We start from the raw sequence: 12,702 nt of genomic DNA, 5'->3' as shown, positions 1-12,702 counted from the left end.
CGCAGAACTCACAAAGCGGGAATGATTTCCATCAGCGTCTCCTCGGCAATCCCTCCCGTCAGCGGTCGGCACCGCAACCGCGCCCTCGCCGCCGAGGGCCACACCAACCAGGAGATCGCCGACGAGCTGGGCTATGCCAACCGGGGCACTGTGCACCACATCGTCCACAACGCGCTGGCTCGCGACCGCAAGGACGCCGTCGAGAATCATCATCAGCTTGAATTAGCCCGGCTCGACGCCCTGCAGGTCGCGCTGTGGGACAGGGCCATGGCCGGCGACGGGGAGGCGGCCCGCGAGGTCCGCGCGGTCATCATGTCTCGGTGCCGACTACTCGGCTTGGATGACAGGGCGAAACGGTCGAAGGCGTGGGCGCCGCGGACCGTGATGCTGACGGCCGACTACCACGAGGTGCTCGGCGTCTGAGGGCGTGCTCGGTCCGGGGCTCCGCTGCACCGCCGAGCCAATGAATGCCTAATAGGTCAGTCTCTGCGCTCGACGCGACGAAATGTGAAGGATCTCCAGCGAAGGTCGGTTCGTTTCGGTTAGCGTACGGGACGAGCGCGGCGACAGGCTGCGTTCATCTGACGTCAAGAAAGTCCGGTTACCGACCCGTCCCAACATAGCGAGACCGGGGCGATTTCAAGCTAGGTCAGGGGGTATCAGTGAAGGCTGTGAGGAAGCGTCACCTCAAGCTGGGAGTTGTCGCGGTGGCCTCTCTGTCGTTGGGCATGTTGATTTCGCCGGCTGCCGTTCAGGCTGCTGTGAACTACTTCGATACGACCCGTATCGTCAACGGAACTGGGACTGCTTACTGTCCATCTGGCTGGAGAGTAACGGGCGGTGGATTCTACCCACTGCCTGCTGGCTATGACTACTTCCATAGCTCAAGTGCAGAGTATGTGGTCACTGGTTCCTATCCTTACTCCGCTACATCGTGGAGGGTTACGGGAAAGGGCATATACGGAACCTACAACGCCGCGACCGATAGCCGCACGTACCGAACGGCGTCGTACAGCCCAAAGGCCTATGCCGTGTGCGCCAGCTGACGAGCCAAGCCCCTCTGTCTTAACGGTCGCTTAGTCGGACCGTTGCGACAGGACCCCGACCGAGGGGCGCACCTACCAGGGGAGACCGCGACGTGCTGCACTTCCAGACCGGGTAGGCGCGTCTGCGCCTAGGTTGATCGAAGGGCGGACGAGGGGGCCGCTCTTCCTCCCTGACCGGCTTCCGTCACCGACGCGCGCCCCGGAAGTCGGGGACCGGGCCCGGACTTACTGCGGGCACGGCTGTCCCACCGGCGAGCCGCCGAGGTCTTCTCGGACGCCAGCGAGGGACGGACCCATCAGCTTCGCCCGTCAGCAACACCCAGTTGGCCAAAGCGGGAGTGCCGCTGCCGCTGTTGACGGCCAAGTCTCGGCATTCGTCGCTCCCAACGCTGCAGCAATATGCGAGGCCGAGCGTCGAGTCGGTCGCGGCCTTGACGGCGGAACATGACCCTGATGCGAGGGGCCGGTTCTGACGCGCCCGCAGCACGGACGGACGCCGCCATGCTGCCGGCATAGGAGGAGGGGTCAGCGGAGCGAAGGCAGACCAGATGTGTAGTCGTCCCACGAGAACGTGCCGTCCGGGTGGCCAGTCCCCTGGATGTCGTCGTGCCAAACGTTGTCTACCTTGAACGTGCAGTTGTACACGGGCGCACCACCGAGGTTCGGAGCGAAGTAGGAGCACTTGTGGTACTCGACCGTGCTTCCCCGGTCCTCAAAATGCTTGGTGAGGGCACGGTCTACGTCGCTCGGCAGCGCGTAGCCTTGCGCGAAATTCTCCGACCCGGCGTCGCCGCTGTTCTGTGTCAGGTCGCTGGATGAGGTCTTGGAGGACGAGCCGGCCCCTATCGCCACGCCAATCACAATGATGATTAGGCCTAAGAGGGACAGCGCCCCGATGCGGAACCGCCTAGACGACCGCCATTCGGTAGCGAACGACCGCGGCCGCTGTGGCACGCCGGTTTTTGGCAGAGTGGTGACACCTGCCGCTTGGGCGGCAGGCGATGTCGGTGATCCGCAGTTGCTGCAGAATTGGCCAGCAGCACCTCGTCCGCATTTGGGACATAGCATCGGGTTAGCCTTTCGTCCGGGCTCGGGTCTCGATTTCGGTCATCAGGGAAGCACATGGCCCTGCGCCGTCAGCGACGGTATCCGCATGAAGCGGGGCATGAATGGCATTTGCGACACACCGGGCAGATGACTTCGTGATGACCGGGCAGGCTCGGGTCCCGTCGGGGTCGGACGGAGGCCATCAGTTCAGGACTGGTGTCTGCTGCTGCACGAACGGGTGGACCGCCCCCGGTGCCGCCTGCTTGGGCTCAGAGAGTCGGCCATTTGCGCCTGTGGGTTGGACGCCTCGTACGGTCGTCTTGTCCGCCGACGCAGGCGAGCGTCTTGGCATCTAGCGCGGGTCAGCTGACAGCTATCCGAGAGTGAACGCGACTCGATTGCCGCTTCGCTTCAGTTGCTCGGCGGGGTAGATCACTGGCCCGCGATGGCTGACTTCAACGCCGTAGAACGAGGCTGACCGGACGGCCGTCAAGGCAAACGTGAACTGGCAGTAACCATTGTTGACGAAGCCTCCTGATAGGCCGGCCTGCGCTGGCACATAACTTCGCTTCGTATCAACGAGATAGCCACGGAGAAGTGATCCAGAACCGATCACGGACTGAGCTTCGTCGTACAGGATCACCTGCGCGCCCTTACGGATGTCTTCGTACCCGCCACCAGGGGAGCAGTCATCAGGCGGGGCGGCCGGGGATCCGTCGCCTCGCGTGTCTCCCGACCACTTCATCACCGTGATCGTGCCAGTGATCACGGGCGGCTGCGGCTGAGCCGTCGCGATCGGCGCCGGCAAGAATGTTGCTGACGACGACGTCGCAGGCGCGCTATTCGGCTCCGCGGTACTGGCTCCGGGCGAGTGACTGACCTCAGTCGGAACCTCTACGGCCCCAGTGCGGCTCATCACCGCCGGCCCGTTAGAAGCGGCCGAAACCCCGGCGACGCCCAATGAGGTTGGGCCCTCGTTACGGTGCAATGCGCCGGAGAGGAACATGCCACCGGTGCCGAACAGCGCTGCCAAGCCCAGTGCCGCAGGCAACGGTATCCGGTAGCGACGACGACGACGGGCATGTGTTGGAGGTGCTGGAGGCCTCTTCACCGCCAGGTCAGACGCCGGTTCAGCTGCGGGCTCATCCAAATTGCGATACAGATCGGTCCATGCCTGGCCGTCCCAGAATCGGAGCCGCCCTTCGTTCGCTTGGTAGTACCAACCTGCGTTCATGCTTCCCCTGACAACCATGGATCTCGGACGTGCTCATAGTCCCCGCATCGCCCATTTTCCGTGGCAAATGGGAAAGATGGGGCAACTTGCGCGAATCTGTCCGCACTCACGCTTCGCGAGGACACCACGCGGACATCCCAAGAAGTCTGCGCCCGGCCGTCGCGCTGGGATGATTCAGCGACTGACGGGCCCCCTCGGGGTGTAGTCGCCGGCGAGCCAAGCCACGAACGTGGCGCTTCGTCCGACGTAGGTCTGGACGGTGGTTGAACGCAGGCCTGCCTTGCGCAATTCAGCCTCGAACCGGAGCAGCTCCGCCTGCAATTCGGCGACGGTGTAAGTGGTCTTGTACATCGAGCTCGTCCTTGATCGTGTCGGGAGTGCCCTCTCCATTGTGCGCACCGTCGCACTGCCCCGCCTGACCATCCGGGCCAGTGAGGCGTGCTCCCTGGAGGCCGGGACTACCAGCAGACCGCGCGCGGGCACCGTGTCTTGGTTCGTCGGCAAAGGCCTCCCCCCCAGATGCCCCTTCCGGTGCCCGTGCTCCGGGCGCTCGACGCAGCTGCCGACGACAGGAGCGACGGACCCATCCTGCTCCGCCGAGATGGCCGGCCGCTCACCCGACAGGGACTGAACACCAACGTGGCCGCGATGGCCCGTCGAGCCGGCCTCGAGCACCGGATCAGCTCCCACGTCCTGCCACACAGCGCCATCACCAACGCCCTGGAGGTCGGGCCGTGGCTCAGGAAGGTCATGGACCTTGCCCGCCACAGCGAGCCGCGCACCACCATGCGATAAGCGACGCGCACCGCGCCGGCCGGCTCCCGCACGAGCTCGCACGGCTGCGGCGCTACGGGCTGATCATCGTCGACGCGGTCGGCTACCTGCCCTTCGAGCAAGACGCCGCGAACCTCTTCTTCCAGCTCGTGTCGAGCCGCTACGAACACGCCTCGCTCATCTTGACCAGCAACCTGCCGTTTAGCGGCTGGGGCGGTGTCTTCGGTGACCAAGCCGTCGCGGCCGCCATGATCGACCGCGTCGTCCACCACGCCGACGTGCTGACCCTCAAGGGCGCCAGCTACCGGCTACGCAACCGCGGAATCGACACTCTGCCCAGCATCAGAACCCAAGACCCGGCAGACTAGAACCGACGAACCGGTGGCCTCGTTTTCGACCGTCGGAACGGCCTCGTTTTCGAGCGGCGTCGACAACGTGATCGACGACTCCGTGTAGGAACGTCTTCTAGACGGGCAGCACTCTGATGACTTGAGTCCTTCGGCACCACTCCTCAACGGCGTGGGATTCGAGGTCGCCCCAGACCAACGCGGTCGGCTTGCCTGCCGACGGAGCTGTTCACCGGACCGGGGAGAGGCTGAAGGAGCCGAAGGGCCGTCGGTGGGGGTGGGTCTGCAAGAGGCTGTTCTGCTCTCAACTCGAGATCGGGCCTCGAGGGACATAGTCACCGGCTAGCCAATCCACGAAGGTAGCGCTGCGCCCCACGTATGTCTGCACGGTGCTCATCCGAAGGCCCGCCTCCCGTAGCTCCGTCTCGAATCGGCGCAACTCGGCGCGCAATTCCACGATGGTGTAGCTCACCTCGTCCACTGGGCTCTCCTTTCAGGCAGTGACCGTCGGGCCGCACCAGCACCTGGCCTGTGGCCAATCTGGGAGGTCGAACCACTACGACCTGCACATGTCAGCTGCACGCCGACTTGGCAATGACTTGGCATACGAGACGGAACCTGATCGAGCCACCGAGCCCGGTGCCCCCGCCCCCGACGTCAATCGTGTTCACACCCAGAACGTCACCCTTCCGGTCGAGCAGCGGTCCGCCTGAGTTGCCGTGATTGATAAGCGCGGAGGTCTGGTACCAGTCCTGCTCGATGCGCGAAATGATCCCGGTGGTGACAGTCCCCTCGAGACCGTAGGGGGAGCCGATAGCGACGACGGGGTCGCCGACGGCCGCGGAGGAAGCGACCTCTAGTGGCGAGAGCTTCGGCTTGATGTACATGATCGCAAGGTCGTTGAAGGTGTCGAACTCACCCAGCGTGCCGGCGAACTTAGTGTCTCCCTGCGAGGCATAAGGGTCGGGCCCGCCGACGAGCGTGCACTCGTCGACGACGTGCTCATTGGTCAGGATGGCCGTCTGGTAACCGCCGGGTGACGCCGCCTTGATGGCAAATCCTGACCCGAGGGCCGTGCCGCAGTGGACGGTGACGATCGAGGGCGTCGCCTTACCGGCGACGCTCTTCGTATCGAGCGTTGCTGCCTTTGCCTCCTGCTGCGCCTTGGTCGCCTTCGAGGCCTGGTCGTTGGCTTTGGAGGCCTCGCTGTTGGCCTTGGACGCGGCGTCATTCGCACTCGCTGCGTCGTTACTGGCGGTCTTGGCTGCAGCCTCGGCTCCCGCGGCTCGCTTGCTCACGGTCCCGAGGTCAGTGCGCAGATCCTTGACCAGTGAGGCCTGCTGAGCCAGAGCCGCAGATAGCTCGTTGACCTTGGCATCGCCCTGACGTTGCTGCACGACGCCGTAGCCCAAGGCTCCCAAGTTGACGAGCAGGAGAGCTGCGACCAGCCAGGATGCGATTCTTCCTCGACCTCGGTCGGGCCCCAGGAAATGGGTTTCCGGCAACGACGAACCGTTCAGCGTTTCCGGTTCGCGAGCGGGTTGATATGGGTTGGTGCTCACGAGATCCTCCACACGGCAAATCCGGGCCTCGAGATCCCTGGCCCCCTGTCCACTGATCGTCGCACCGCAGAAGCTGGTGATTTGTCGTTATGGGATTTTCACGCCGCGAGCGCGAACCTAAGGGAGGGCATTTGCGCCCGGTCCGAAGTGGTTGGCCACAGGTCCGGTGGGCCACCGAGCGACTCGGCTTGTTCCCGAGGTGGCAGCCGGTTGGACCGGTCCGCTGCGATGCGATGCAGTGGACCGGCCGCGGGAGACCTCCGGCGTCGGCGCGCCCGGAAGCTAGTAGCTCCACCCGAAGAGGTTGTGCGGATAAAGCACGTTGGCTATCCCGTCGACCTTGATGTCGACGTGCAGGTGCGGACCGGTGACGCAGCCGTTGGCCCCTGAGTAGCCGAGCAACTGTCCGGGTTGCACGGTGGCTCCGTTGGGAACCGCGAACGACGACAGGTGCGCGTAGTCGATGGCGTAGGTCTTGCCGTCTCGTCCGCCGGTCACGACGAGGTCCGTCTGCATGCGTCCGATGGCCGACGGGACCGGGCACCACGCACTGGTGACGGCGTATGTGCTGATCCGGACGGTGCCGCCGCTCATCGCGTAGACGGGCGTGCCGGTGGGGACGGGGAAGTCGTCTCCGTTGTGTCCGGTGTACGTGGTGAGGGTCGAGTGCGGCTGGATGGGGTACACCCAGCCGTTGACTCCCGGGCCGCCCGGTCCTGCCCCGCCGGCGCCTTGGGTCGTGTTCGATGCCCAGATGGCTGCGTTGCCGCTGTTGTAGAGGACGAGGTTGCCATCGTCCTGCATGGCGAGGTATCCCAACGTCTTGCCGTTGGTGCCTGAGGCCCATCCGACGGCGCCGTCGGTCCGGTACATGACCAGGTTGCCGTCGGACTGGACGGCGAGGTAGCGGATCGCCTGACCGCCGGTGTTGCTGGACCACAACGCGGTCGCGCCGCGGTAGACCACGAGGTTGCCGTCCGTCTGAACCTCGAACGCGTACTGTCCGTTGGCCGAGTGCAGGGAGGTGCCCGGGAGCATCACGTTGTCGGGTCCGACCGCGGACCCGATGACGCCCGAGACTCGGACGGCCGCTGACCGGTAGGTCGCACTGGGGTAGCCCGCGCGGGAACCGGTGATGGTGACGGTGACGGACCGTGTCGCTGCCCAAACGGGGACGGTCCAGGCTGGGGCTGTCGCACCGCTGACGGCGGACCCGTCCACTTCCCACTGGTAGCCGAGGGTGACCGGGTCGGGTGCCCACGTCCCGGGTTGCGCAGTGAGAGTCGCCCCGGCCTGGGCGGTGCCCGTGATGGTCGGTGCGGTGCCGGTGATCTTCAACCCGACCGGGATGACGGTCGGGCTCGTCCTCGTGACGGTGGTGTAGCCGCTCTTCGAGCCGGTGACCCGGACGCTGAGGGCCTGGCCGATGTCGGCACTGGTCAGCTTGTATGTCGTGGAGGTTGCCCCGTTGATGGCGGATCCGCGCCGCAACCATTGGTAGCCGAAGGTGACCGGTGCCGGGCTCCAGGAGCCGGCCCTTGCGGTGAGTGTCTGGCCCTCGATCGCTGTCCCGGCCACGGTAGGGACGGGTGTCGCGGATAGGGCTTTACCGAGGAGGACTGCGGCGCTTGTTCGGGCAGTAGGGGTGTAGCCGCTCTTGGAGCCGCTGACGCGGACGGAGATCCTCCTCGCGGCGTCAGCACTAGCGGCGATGTAGTTCGCCGAGGTGGCGCCGGTGATGGCTACGCCGTCCCGGAGCCACCGGTAGGTGAGCGTTACGGGAGCCGGGCCCCATGTGCCGGGCACCGCGGTCAGCGTGCGGCCGACTGTAGGGGTTCCCGTGACCTTGGGTGCTGGTGCCGCGAGTAGTCCTTCGATCGTCTTGGCGACGCTCACCTTCGCGACCGTGGTGTACCCGGTCTTCGTCCCGGTGACCCGGACCGTGATGTTCGAGCGGGCGTCGGCCGTCACGAGTTTGTGGGAGGTGCCTGTCGCACCGCTGATCGCGGATCCGTTCCGCATCCACTGATAGGTGAGGGCGACGGGTGCAGGCGACCAGGTGCCAGACGCCGCGTTCAGAGTCTGACCCACTCGCCCGGAGCCGCTTACGGCGGGCACCGGTGCGCTGGTGAAGGCTTTGCCGACGGTCCTTGCGGCGCTCGTCCGGACGGCCGTGGTGTAGCCGCTCTTGGAGCCGGTGACCCGGACGCTGACCTGCTTGCCGGCATCCGTGGGCGCGAGCTTGTACGTCGATGTGGTGGCGCCGCCGATGGCTGCGCTGCCACGGAGCCACTGGTAGCGGAGGGTGACGGGAGCAGGCGCCCAGCTGCCGGGAACGACGCTCAAGGTCACGCCGACGGTGGCCGTACCTGTCATGGTTGGCGTCGGGACAGTCAGCGCGCCCGCTGCGATCCTCGCGGTAGCGGAGGCACGGGTCGTGGTGGCGTACCCGATGAGGGAGCCGGTGACGGAGACGGCCACCACCCCACCGTTCGCGGTGGCCGGGATGACCCACGTGGAGGCAGTGGAGACGACGGTCCCGTTAAGTCTCCACTGGTAGCCAAGATTCGCGGCCGGCGACCAGGTGCCCGTTGACACCGACAGGGTGGAGCCCACTCGTGCCGTGCCCGTCATGGCGGGGGTCGGCGCAAGCCCGAACTCCAAGGGACACACGGGGACGACTGGGTCGACGCTGCCGGTGTTGATGTCCACGTCGGCGACGAAGTACCCGTCCGACACGACGTACCAGAGATCGTCCCAGCCGCCGTTCGGGAGCCACTGGCTGTAGTAGCCCTTCACCGCCTGCCCTCGCTGGTGGCAGACCAGCGACAGCACCGAGCCCTTGTCGTACCAACCGTTTTGTGTCGAGGTCAGCGCCGGACCAGACATCCGCTGCGTCGTTGCCATGACGGTCGCGTTTGCCGCCGCATTCGCGACCGCAGCACCAGCGACAACCGTCCCGGCTGCGACCATCGCGACCGCAGCGACGGTGGCCGCGAGCCTGCGCAAGGCGTCGCGAGCGCGCGCGCCGGTAGAGCCCCTGTTCCCCATGGATTTCCCCTCTTATGGCACGCCACCCGTGCTCGCTTTGGCGAACGTAGCAGCGCTGCTGGTCGGTCTGTGGCGGAAAAGGAGGATCTGCGCCGCTACTCGCGGTCCTTTGGACCAGGGACTGCAAACGGGGAATCTACGACCTGGCTGGATGCGAAGCGTGTCTGCTCCGTTGCCAGACAACGCGAGGTGAGAATGATTTCCATGAGTGTCCCCGCGGCGATCCCATTGGTCACCGGCCGGCACCGCAACCGCGCCCTCGCCGCCGCTCGGCAGGCCCGCGCTGTCCAGCTGGCGACCGAGGGGCGCACCTATCAGCAGATCGCCGACGAGTTGGGCTATGCCAACCGCGGCACGGTGCACCACATCGTCCACGACGCCCTGGCCCGCGACCGCAAGGACGCGGTGGAGGATCACCATCAACTCGAGCTGGCCAGGCTGGACTCCCTGCAGGCTGCGCTGTGGGACAAGGCCATGGCAGGCGACGTGGAGGCGGCTCGCGAGGTCCGCGCGGTCATCATGGCTCGGTGCCGGCTGCTCGGGCTGGACCAGGGCCCGAAGCGGTCGAAGGTGTGGGCACCGCGGACGGTGGTGTTGTCGGCCGAGGACCGTGAGGCGCTCGGTGTTTGAGATGTGCGCGTTGCATGCACTGGGTTGCGGCCTCCTGCACACACGCCCTAGGTGTACCCGGCCACGACGTTGGTAGCGGCGAGCCTGGTTGAACGAACGAGAACCTCCGAATGGGATGTGGCTTGTCTAAGGCCCACTCCAACCCGGAGGTTCTCGTGTCCCACGGTAGTGCCCGGCTGACCGTCCATGGTCGGCGCCTGATCGTTGAACGTCACCGGGCCGGCTGGCCCCAAGCACACATCGCGGCCGCGATGGGCGTATCCCGCAAGTGTGTCAAGACCTGGATCGACCGCCACGCCACCGAGGGCGAAACCGGCCTGCTCACGCGGTCCTCGCGGCCGCACACGATGCCCACGAGGACCAGCGAGGAGGTCGAGCAGCGGGTGCTGGCGGCCCGCGCCACGCATCGTGACGGCCCCGACGTCCTCGGCCCGAAGGTCGGGGTGCCCGCCCGGACGGTGTCACGGATCCTGCGCCGCCACCACGTGCCCTACCTGCGTGAGTGCGACCCGATCACCGGTGAGGTGATCCGGTCCTCGAAACAGACCGCGATCCGCTACGAGCGCGAGCGGCCAGGCGAGCTGGTGCACATGGACGTCAAGAAGATCGGCCGTATTCCCGATGGCGGAGGCTGGCGCGTGCACGGTCGCACCATTGCGCGTAACCGCGTCAACGGCCCCGGCTACGACTACGTGCACTCGCTCGTGGACGACCATTCCCGGCTGGCCTACAGCGAGGTCCTGCCCGACGAGAAGGGCGTCACCTGCGCGGCCTTCCTCGAGCGCGCCATCGCCTACTTCGCTGACCGCGGCATCACCCGGATCGAGAGGCTGATGACCGACAACGCCTGGGCCTACCGCCACTCGTTGCGAGCCGTTTGTGCCGAGCGCGGCATCGTGCAGAAGTTCATCAAGCCGCACTGCCCCTGGCAGAACGGCAAGGTCGAAAGACTTAACCGCACCCTGGCCACCGAATGGGCCTACCGCAAGGCCTACACCAGCAACGACGAACGCGTCGCTGCCCTTGCACCATGGCTCGAGCACTACAACACTGAACGCCACCACAGCGCCCTGAGAGGTCACCCGCCCATCAGCCGACTGCTACCAACCTGATGGCCGGGTACACCTAGGAGGCGAGTCCGGCCGGCGCGATCGAAGCGTCGCGCCGGCCAGGGCCGTCAAACCCGAGCGCGGTATTCAGCCCGAAGAGCGTCTTCGTTCACCTCGACACCCAGCGTGCGCAACTCGCTGGCGACCGACGCCGCCACCTCATCCGGGCCATCCCCGTGGGCAGCAGCCTCGCCCTTCGCCACTGCGGCTTTCAACTTTTCGGCCAGGTCAGCCTGGAGCTCACCCAGACCTTCCTCGTTGATCTCAACCCTGTCAGCAGCCATGCCTGATCCCCTTACCTGGTGGCCACCAGCCCTTGCGCTGGAAGTCCGCGATGATTCTCGCCCACGCGAGCATGACTGGCTCGAGATTGCGCGGGTAACGGGTAGGCGCCCGTTAGTTCAGCCTCTGAAGGGCGCTCCTGCACCCCTTCGCCAGCGAGCGCCCGCATGAGCCCCCCGCCGGCCAGCGCCCACGCTTTCTCACCTCCGTGCCAGTGAGGGGAGATTCGCGAGCGGGGCGTGGTCTGTCACGCGCTGCCGGATGCCGCAAGCTCCACGCCCTCGGTGCTCCAGCTGCCTCGTCATCCCCGGTTGCTCCTGTCTCGGGAAGTGCGCGTCGTGTTTCGACGTGGCCGAGAGTATGCCTCTTGCGGAACAATGGCGGTTGCGTAGCCGCCCAAATCGCGGTCGGGGTGCGAGTCCCGATCCCCGCCGGACTAGCCGCCGGAGATGACGATCGAGTCGGCACCATCCACCTTCGGACCGTGGATGCCCTGCATGAGCGGGGCGTGGACGCCGGCATCGCGTAGGGCCGCGCGGCTTGAGAAGGTTGCGCCTACCCGGGCGCGCTGAGGATGACCGAAGGTCTTGATAGCCACCCGGCCATCCTGCCGCATGTGACCTGCTGCTACGCGAAGGTCCCTTCGAGCCGCCAAGTCGTGGTTTGGTGCTCAACGAAGTCGCCGCCCGCCTCCAAGCCTGCTTTCTCGATGACGAGTTTCAGGCCAGCGTTTACGCCGAAGTCATCGCTTGACCGGACATCGATAACGAACTCCTTCAGGCCAGATTCCATCCGCGCTGCAGCAACTTCAGCCCAGAGGGGCTCATGTCCCATCCAAACGAGGTCGGACGGGATGTACGGTTCACCCGCAGCGGTTAGCTTCATCTCAGTGAGCACCTGACGGTTGCTCGCCTCGGTTCGTTCCGCGTTCGCATTTGCTTTGATGTCGACCCCAGCCGCTGCTTGCGGAAGTCCGAGGCCGAGCTTAGCGGCAGCCTTCCGGTCCCAGCCCTCGATGTGCATGACCTTGATCGAGGTGGCCGCGAGTGAGCGGATCAGGCGCAGTGCCTCGGCGACCTTGTGTTCGAACAAGAAGCGGTGGAAGTCGGCTGCGGGAATGTATGAGCCGGCGTCGACTGGGTGGCCGATGTACACCACCTTCTTGCGCGCGTGTCCGGGCGGGAAGCGGAGACTCCGTGCGGTTTCCCAGCTGATCGGATAGAACGTCTCTCCGTCCTCTTTGAACCGGTTCAACTGGTCGATTAGAACTGCGGCCGCTAGCCCTGGCGCGCCCATGACACCGGTGAGTGCCACGCGGCCCACGACGTGGAGGAAGTCGGGCTTTCCCTTGGCCGACCTCGCCAGAGCGGCGGGCACCTCGTCCGAGACGATGACGATCCGTCGCTCGTCGTAGGGCAAGTCAAGAAGTGCAGGGTGGTTCACGCTGTGGACCCTATCGCCAGGGCCCGAACACCAGCGCGGCGGAGTGGCCGGGGCGGCGCGCGACTATGGCGTCCATTCCTCCAGGCCGCTAACTTCGGTCTGGCGACGCGAATTTCCTGGCGGGGACGCCCCAACGCAAGGGGCTTTGGCGCCCGAGCGGTATGTCTCCAACGGCCT

12 protein-coding genes and 1 pseudogene are annotated in these 12,702 nt (G+C 65.8%); 5 read left to right on the top strand and 8 right to left on the bottom strand.

Annotated features, from left to right (window positions below):
- The first annotated feature begins 21 nt into the window (after window positions 1-21).
- The gene (locus AC1DE0_RS15965; RefSeq protein WP_478102297.1) at window positions 22-423 is read left to right on the top strand and encodes a hypothetical protein; all 402 of its coding nucleotides are present in this window, start codon (window positions 22-24) and stop codon (window positions 421-423) included.
- A gap of 1,148 nt (window positions 424-1,571) precedes the next feature.
- On the opposite strand, the gene AC1DE0_RS15960 is transcribed toward AC1DE0_RS15965, so the two are convergent.
- From AC1DE0_RS15960 to AC1DE0_RS15950, 3 genes are all read right to left on the bottom strand, one after another.
- A complete protein-coding gene (locus tag AC1DE0_RS15960) occupies window positions 1,572-2,000 on the bottom strand; it encodes a hypothetical protein (protein ID WP_478102295.1) in 429 nt (142 codons plus the stop codon).
- 466 nt (window positions 2,001-2,466) lie between these two features.
- A complete protein-coding gene (locus tag AC1DE0_RS15955; RefSeq protein WP_478102293.1) occupies window positions 2,467-3,327 on the bottom strand; it encodes a hypothetical protein in 861 nt (286 codons plus the stop codon).
- Between the two features lie 174 nt (window positions 3,328-3,501).
- On the bottom strand, window positions 3,502-3,678 hold the full coding sequence (locus tag AC1DE0_RS15950) for a hypothetical protein (protein ID WP_478102289.1): 177 nt from the start codon (window positions 3,676-3,678) through the stop codon (window positions 3,502-3,504).
- A 168-nt stretch (window positions 3,679-3,846) separates the two neighbouring features.
- Between AC1DE0_RS15950 and AC1DE0_RS15945 the strand changes: the two genes are divergently transcribed.
- Together AC1DE0_RS15945 and AC1DE0_RS15940 are read left to right on the top strand one after the other, a co-directional pair.
- Complete coding sequence (locus tag AC1DE0_RS15945; RefSeq protein WP_478102287.1) at window positions 3,847-4,122, top strand: tyrosine-type recombinase/integrase; 276 nt, start codon at window positions 3,847-3,849, stop codon at window positions 4,120-4,122.
- 5 nt (window positions 4,123-4,127) lie between these two features.
- Window positions 4,128-4,469: pseudogene (locus tag AC1DE0_RS15940) on the top strand (ATP-binding protein); the annotation flags it as partial.
- A gap of 551 nt (window positions 4,470-5,020) precedes the next feature.
- On the opposite strand, the gene AC1DE0_RS15935 reads toward AC1DE0_RS15940, so the two are convergent.
- Together AC1DE0_RS15935 and AC1DE0_RS15930 are read right to left on the bottom strand one after the other, a co-directional pair.
- Window positions 5,021-6,010: a S1C family serine protease gene (locus AC1DE0_RS15935; protein WP_478102284.1), complete on the bottom strand. Its 990-nt coding sequence runs from the start codon at window positions 6,008-6,010 to the stop codon at window positions 5,021-5,023.
- Window positions 6,011-6,292: 282 nt separating this feature from the next.
- Window positions 6,293-8,917, bottom strand: a complete 2,625-nt coding sequence (locus AC1DE0_RS15930) for a peptidoglycan DD-metalloendopeptidase family protein (protein ID WP_478102282.1) — start codon at window positions 8,915-8,917, stop codon at window positions 6,293-6,295.
- Window positions 8,918-9,265: 348 nt separating this feature from the next.
- Here AC1DE0_RS15930 and AC1DE0_RS15925 point away from each other — a divergent pair, with 348 nt between their 5' ends.
- Window positions 9,266-9,691, top strand: coding sequence for a hypothetical protein (locus AC1DE0_RS15925; protein ID WP_478102280.1), 426 nt, complete (start codon window positions 9,266-9,268; stop codon window positions 9,689-9,691).
- Between the two features lie 155 nt (window positions 9,692-9,846).
- Window positions 9,847-10,803, top strand: coding sequence for an IS481 family transposase (locus tag AC1DE0_RS15920; protein WP_478102278.1), 957 nt, complete (start codon window positions 9,847-9,849; stop codon window positions 10,801-10,803).
- Window positions 10,804-10,868: 65 nt separating this feature from the next.
- On the opposite strand, the gene AC1DE0_RS15915 is transcribed toward AC1DE0_RS15920, so the two are convergent.
- The 3 genes from AC1DE0_RS15915 to AC1DE0_RS15905 all read right to left on the bottom strand — a co-directional run bounded on the left by AC1DE0_RS15915 (window position 10,869) and on the right by AC1DE0_RS15905 (window position 12,525).
- Complete coding sequence (locus tag AC1DE0_RS15915; RefSeq protein WP_478102276.1) at window positions 10,869-11,084, bottom strand: hypothetical protein; 216 nt, start codon at window positions 11,082-11,084, stop codon at window positions 10,869-10,871.
- 434 nt (window positions 11,085-11,518) lie between these two features.
- Entirely contained in the window at window positions 11,519-11,680 is a 162-nt protein-coding gene (locus tag AC1DE0_RS15910; protein ID WP_478102274.1) for a YDG/SRA domain-containing protein, read from the bottom strand.
- A gap of 29 nt (window positions 11,681-11,709) precedes the next feature.
- Complete coding sequence (locus tag AC1DE0_RS15905; protein WP_478102272.1) at window positions 11,710-12,525, bottom strand: hypothetical protein; 816 nt, start codon at window positions 12,523-12,525, stop codon at window positions 11,710-11,712.
- Between the last annotated feature and the right edge of the window lie 177 nt (window positions 12,526-12,702).

The organism is Terrabacter sp. 05T424 (assembly GCF_056396225.1).
This window is presented reverse-complemented; position numbering and strand designations above follow the sequence as displayed.

Coding starts and splice junctions, on each gene's coding strand:
- AC1DE0_RS15965 (WP_478102297.1), top strand. CDS start 22: ATGATTTCCATCAGCGTCTCCTCGGCAATCCCTCCCGTCAGCGGTCGG.
- AC1DE0_RS15955 (WP_478102293.1), bottom strand. CDS start 3,327: ATGAACGCAGGTTGGTACTACCAAGCGAACGAAGGGCGGCTCCGATTC.
- AC1DE0_RS15950 (WP_478102289.1), bottom strand. CDS start 3,678: ATGTACAAGACCACTTACACCGTCGCCGAATTGCAGGCGGAGCTGCTC.
- AC1DE0_RS15945 (WP_478102287.1), top strand. CDS start 3,847: ATGCCCCTTCCGGTGCCCGTGCTCCGGGCGCTCGACGCAGCTGCCGAC.
- AC1DE0_RS15930 (WP_478102282.1), bottom strand. CDS start 8,917: ATGGCAACGACGCAGCGGATGTCTGGTCCGGCGCTGACCTCGACACAA.
- AC1DE0_RS15925 (WP_478102280.1), top strand. CDS start 9,266: ATGAGTGTCCCCGCGGCGATCCCATTGGTCACCGGCCGGCACCGCAAC.
- AC1DE0_RS15915 (WP_478102276.1), bottom strand. CDS start 11,084: ATGGCTGCTGACAGGGTTGAGATCAACGAGGAAGGTCTGGGTGAGCTC.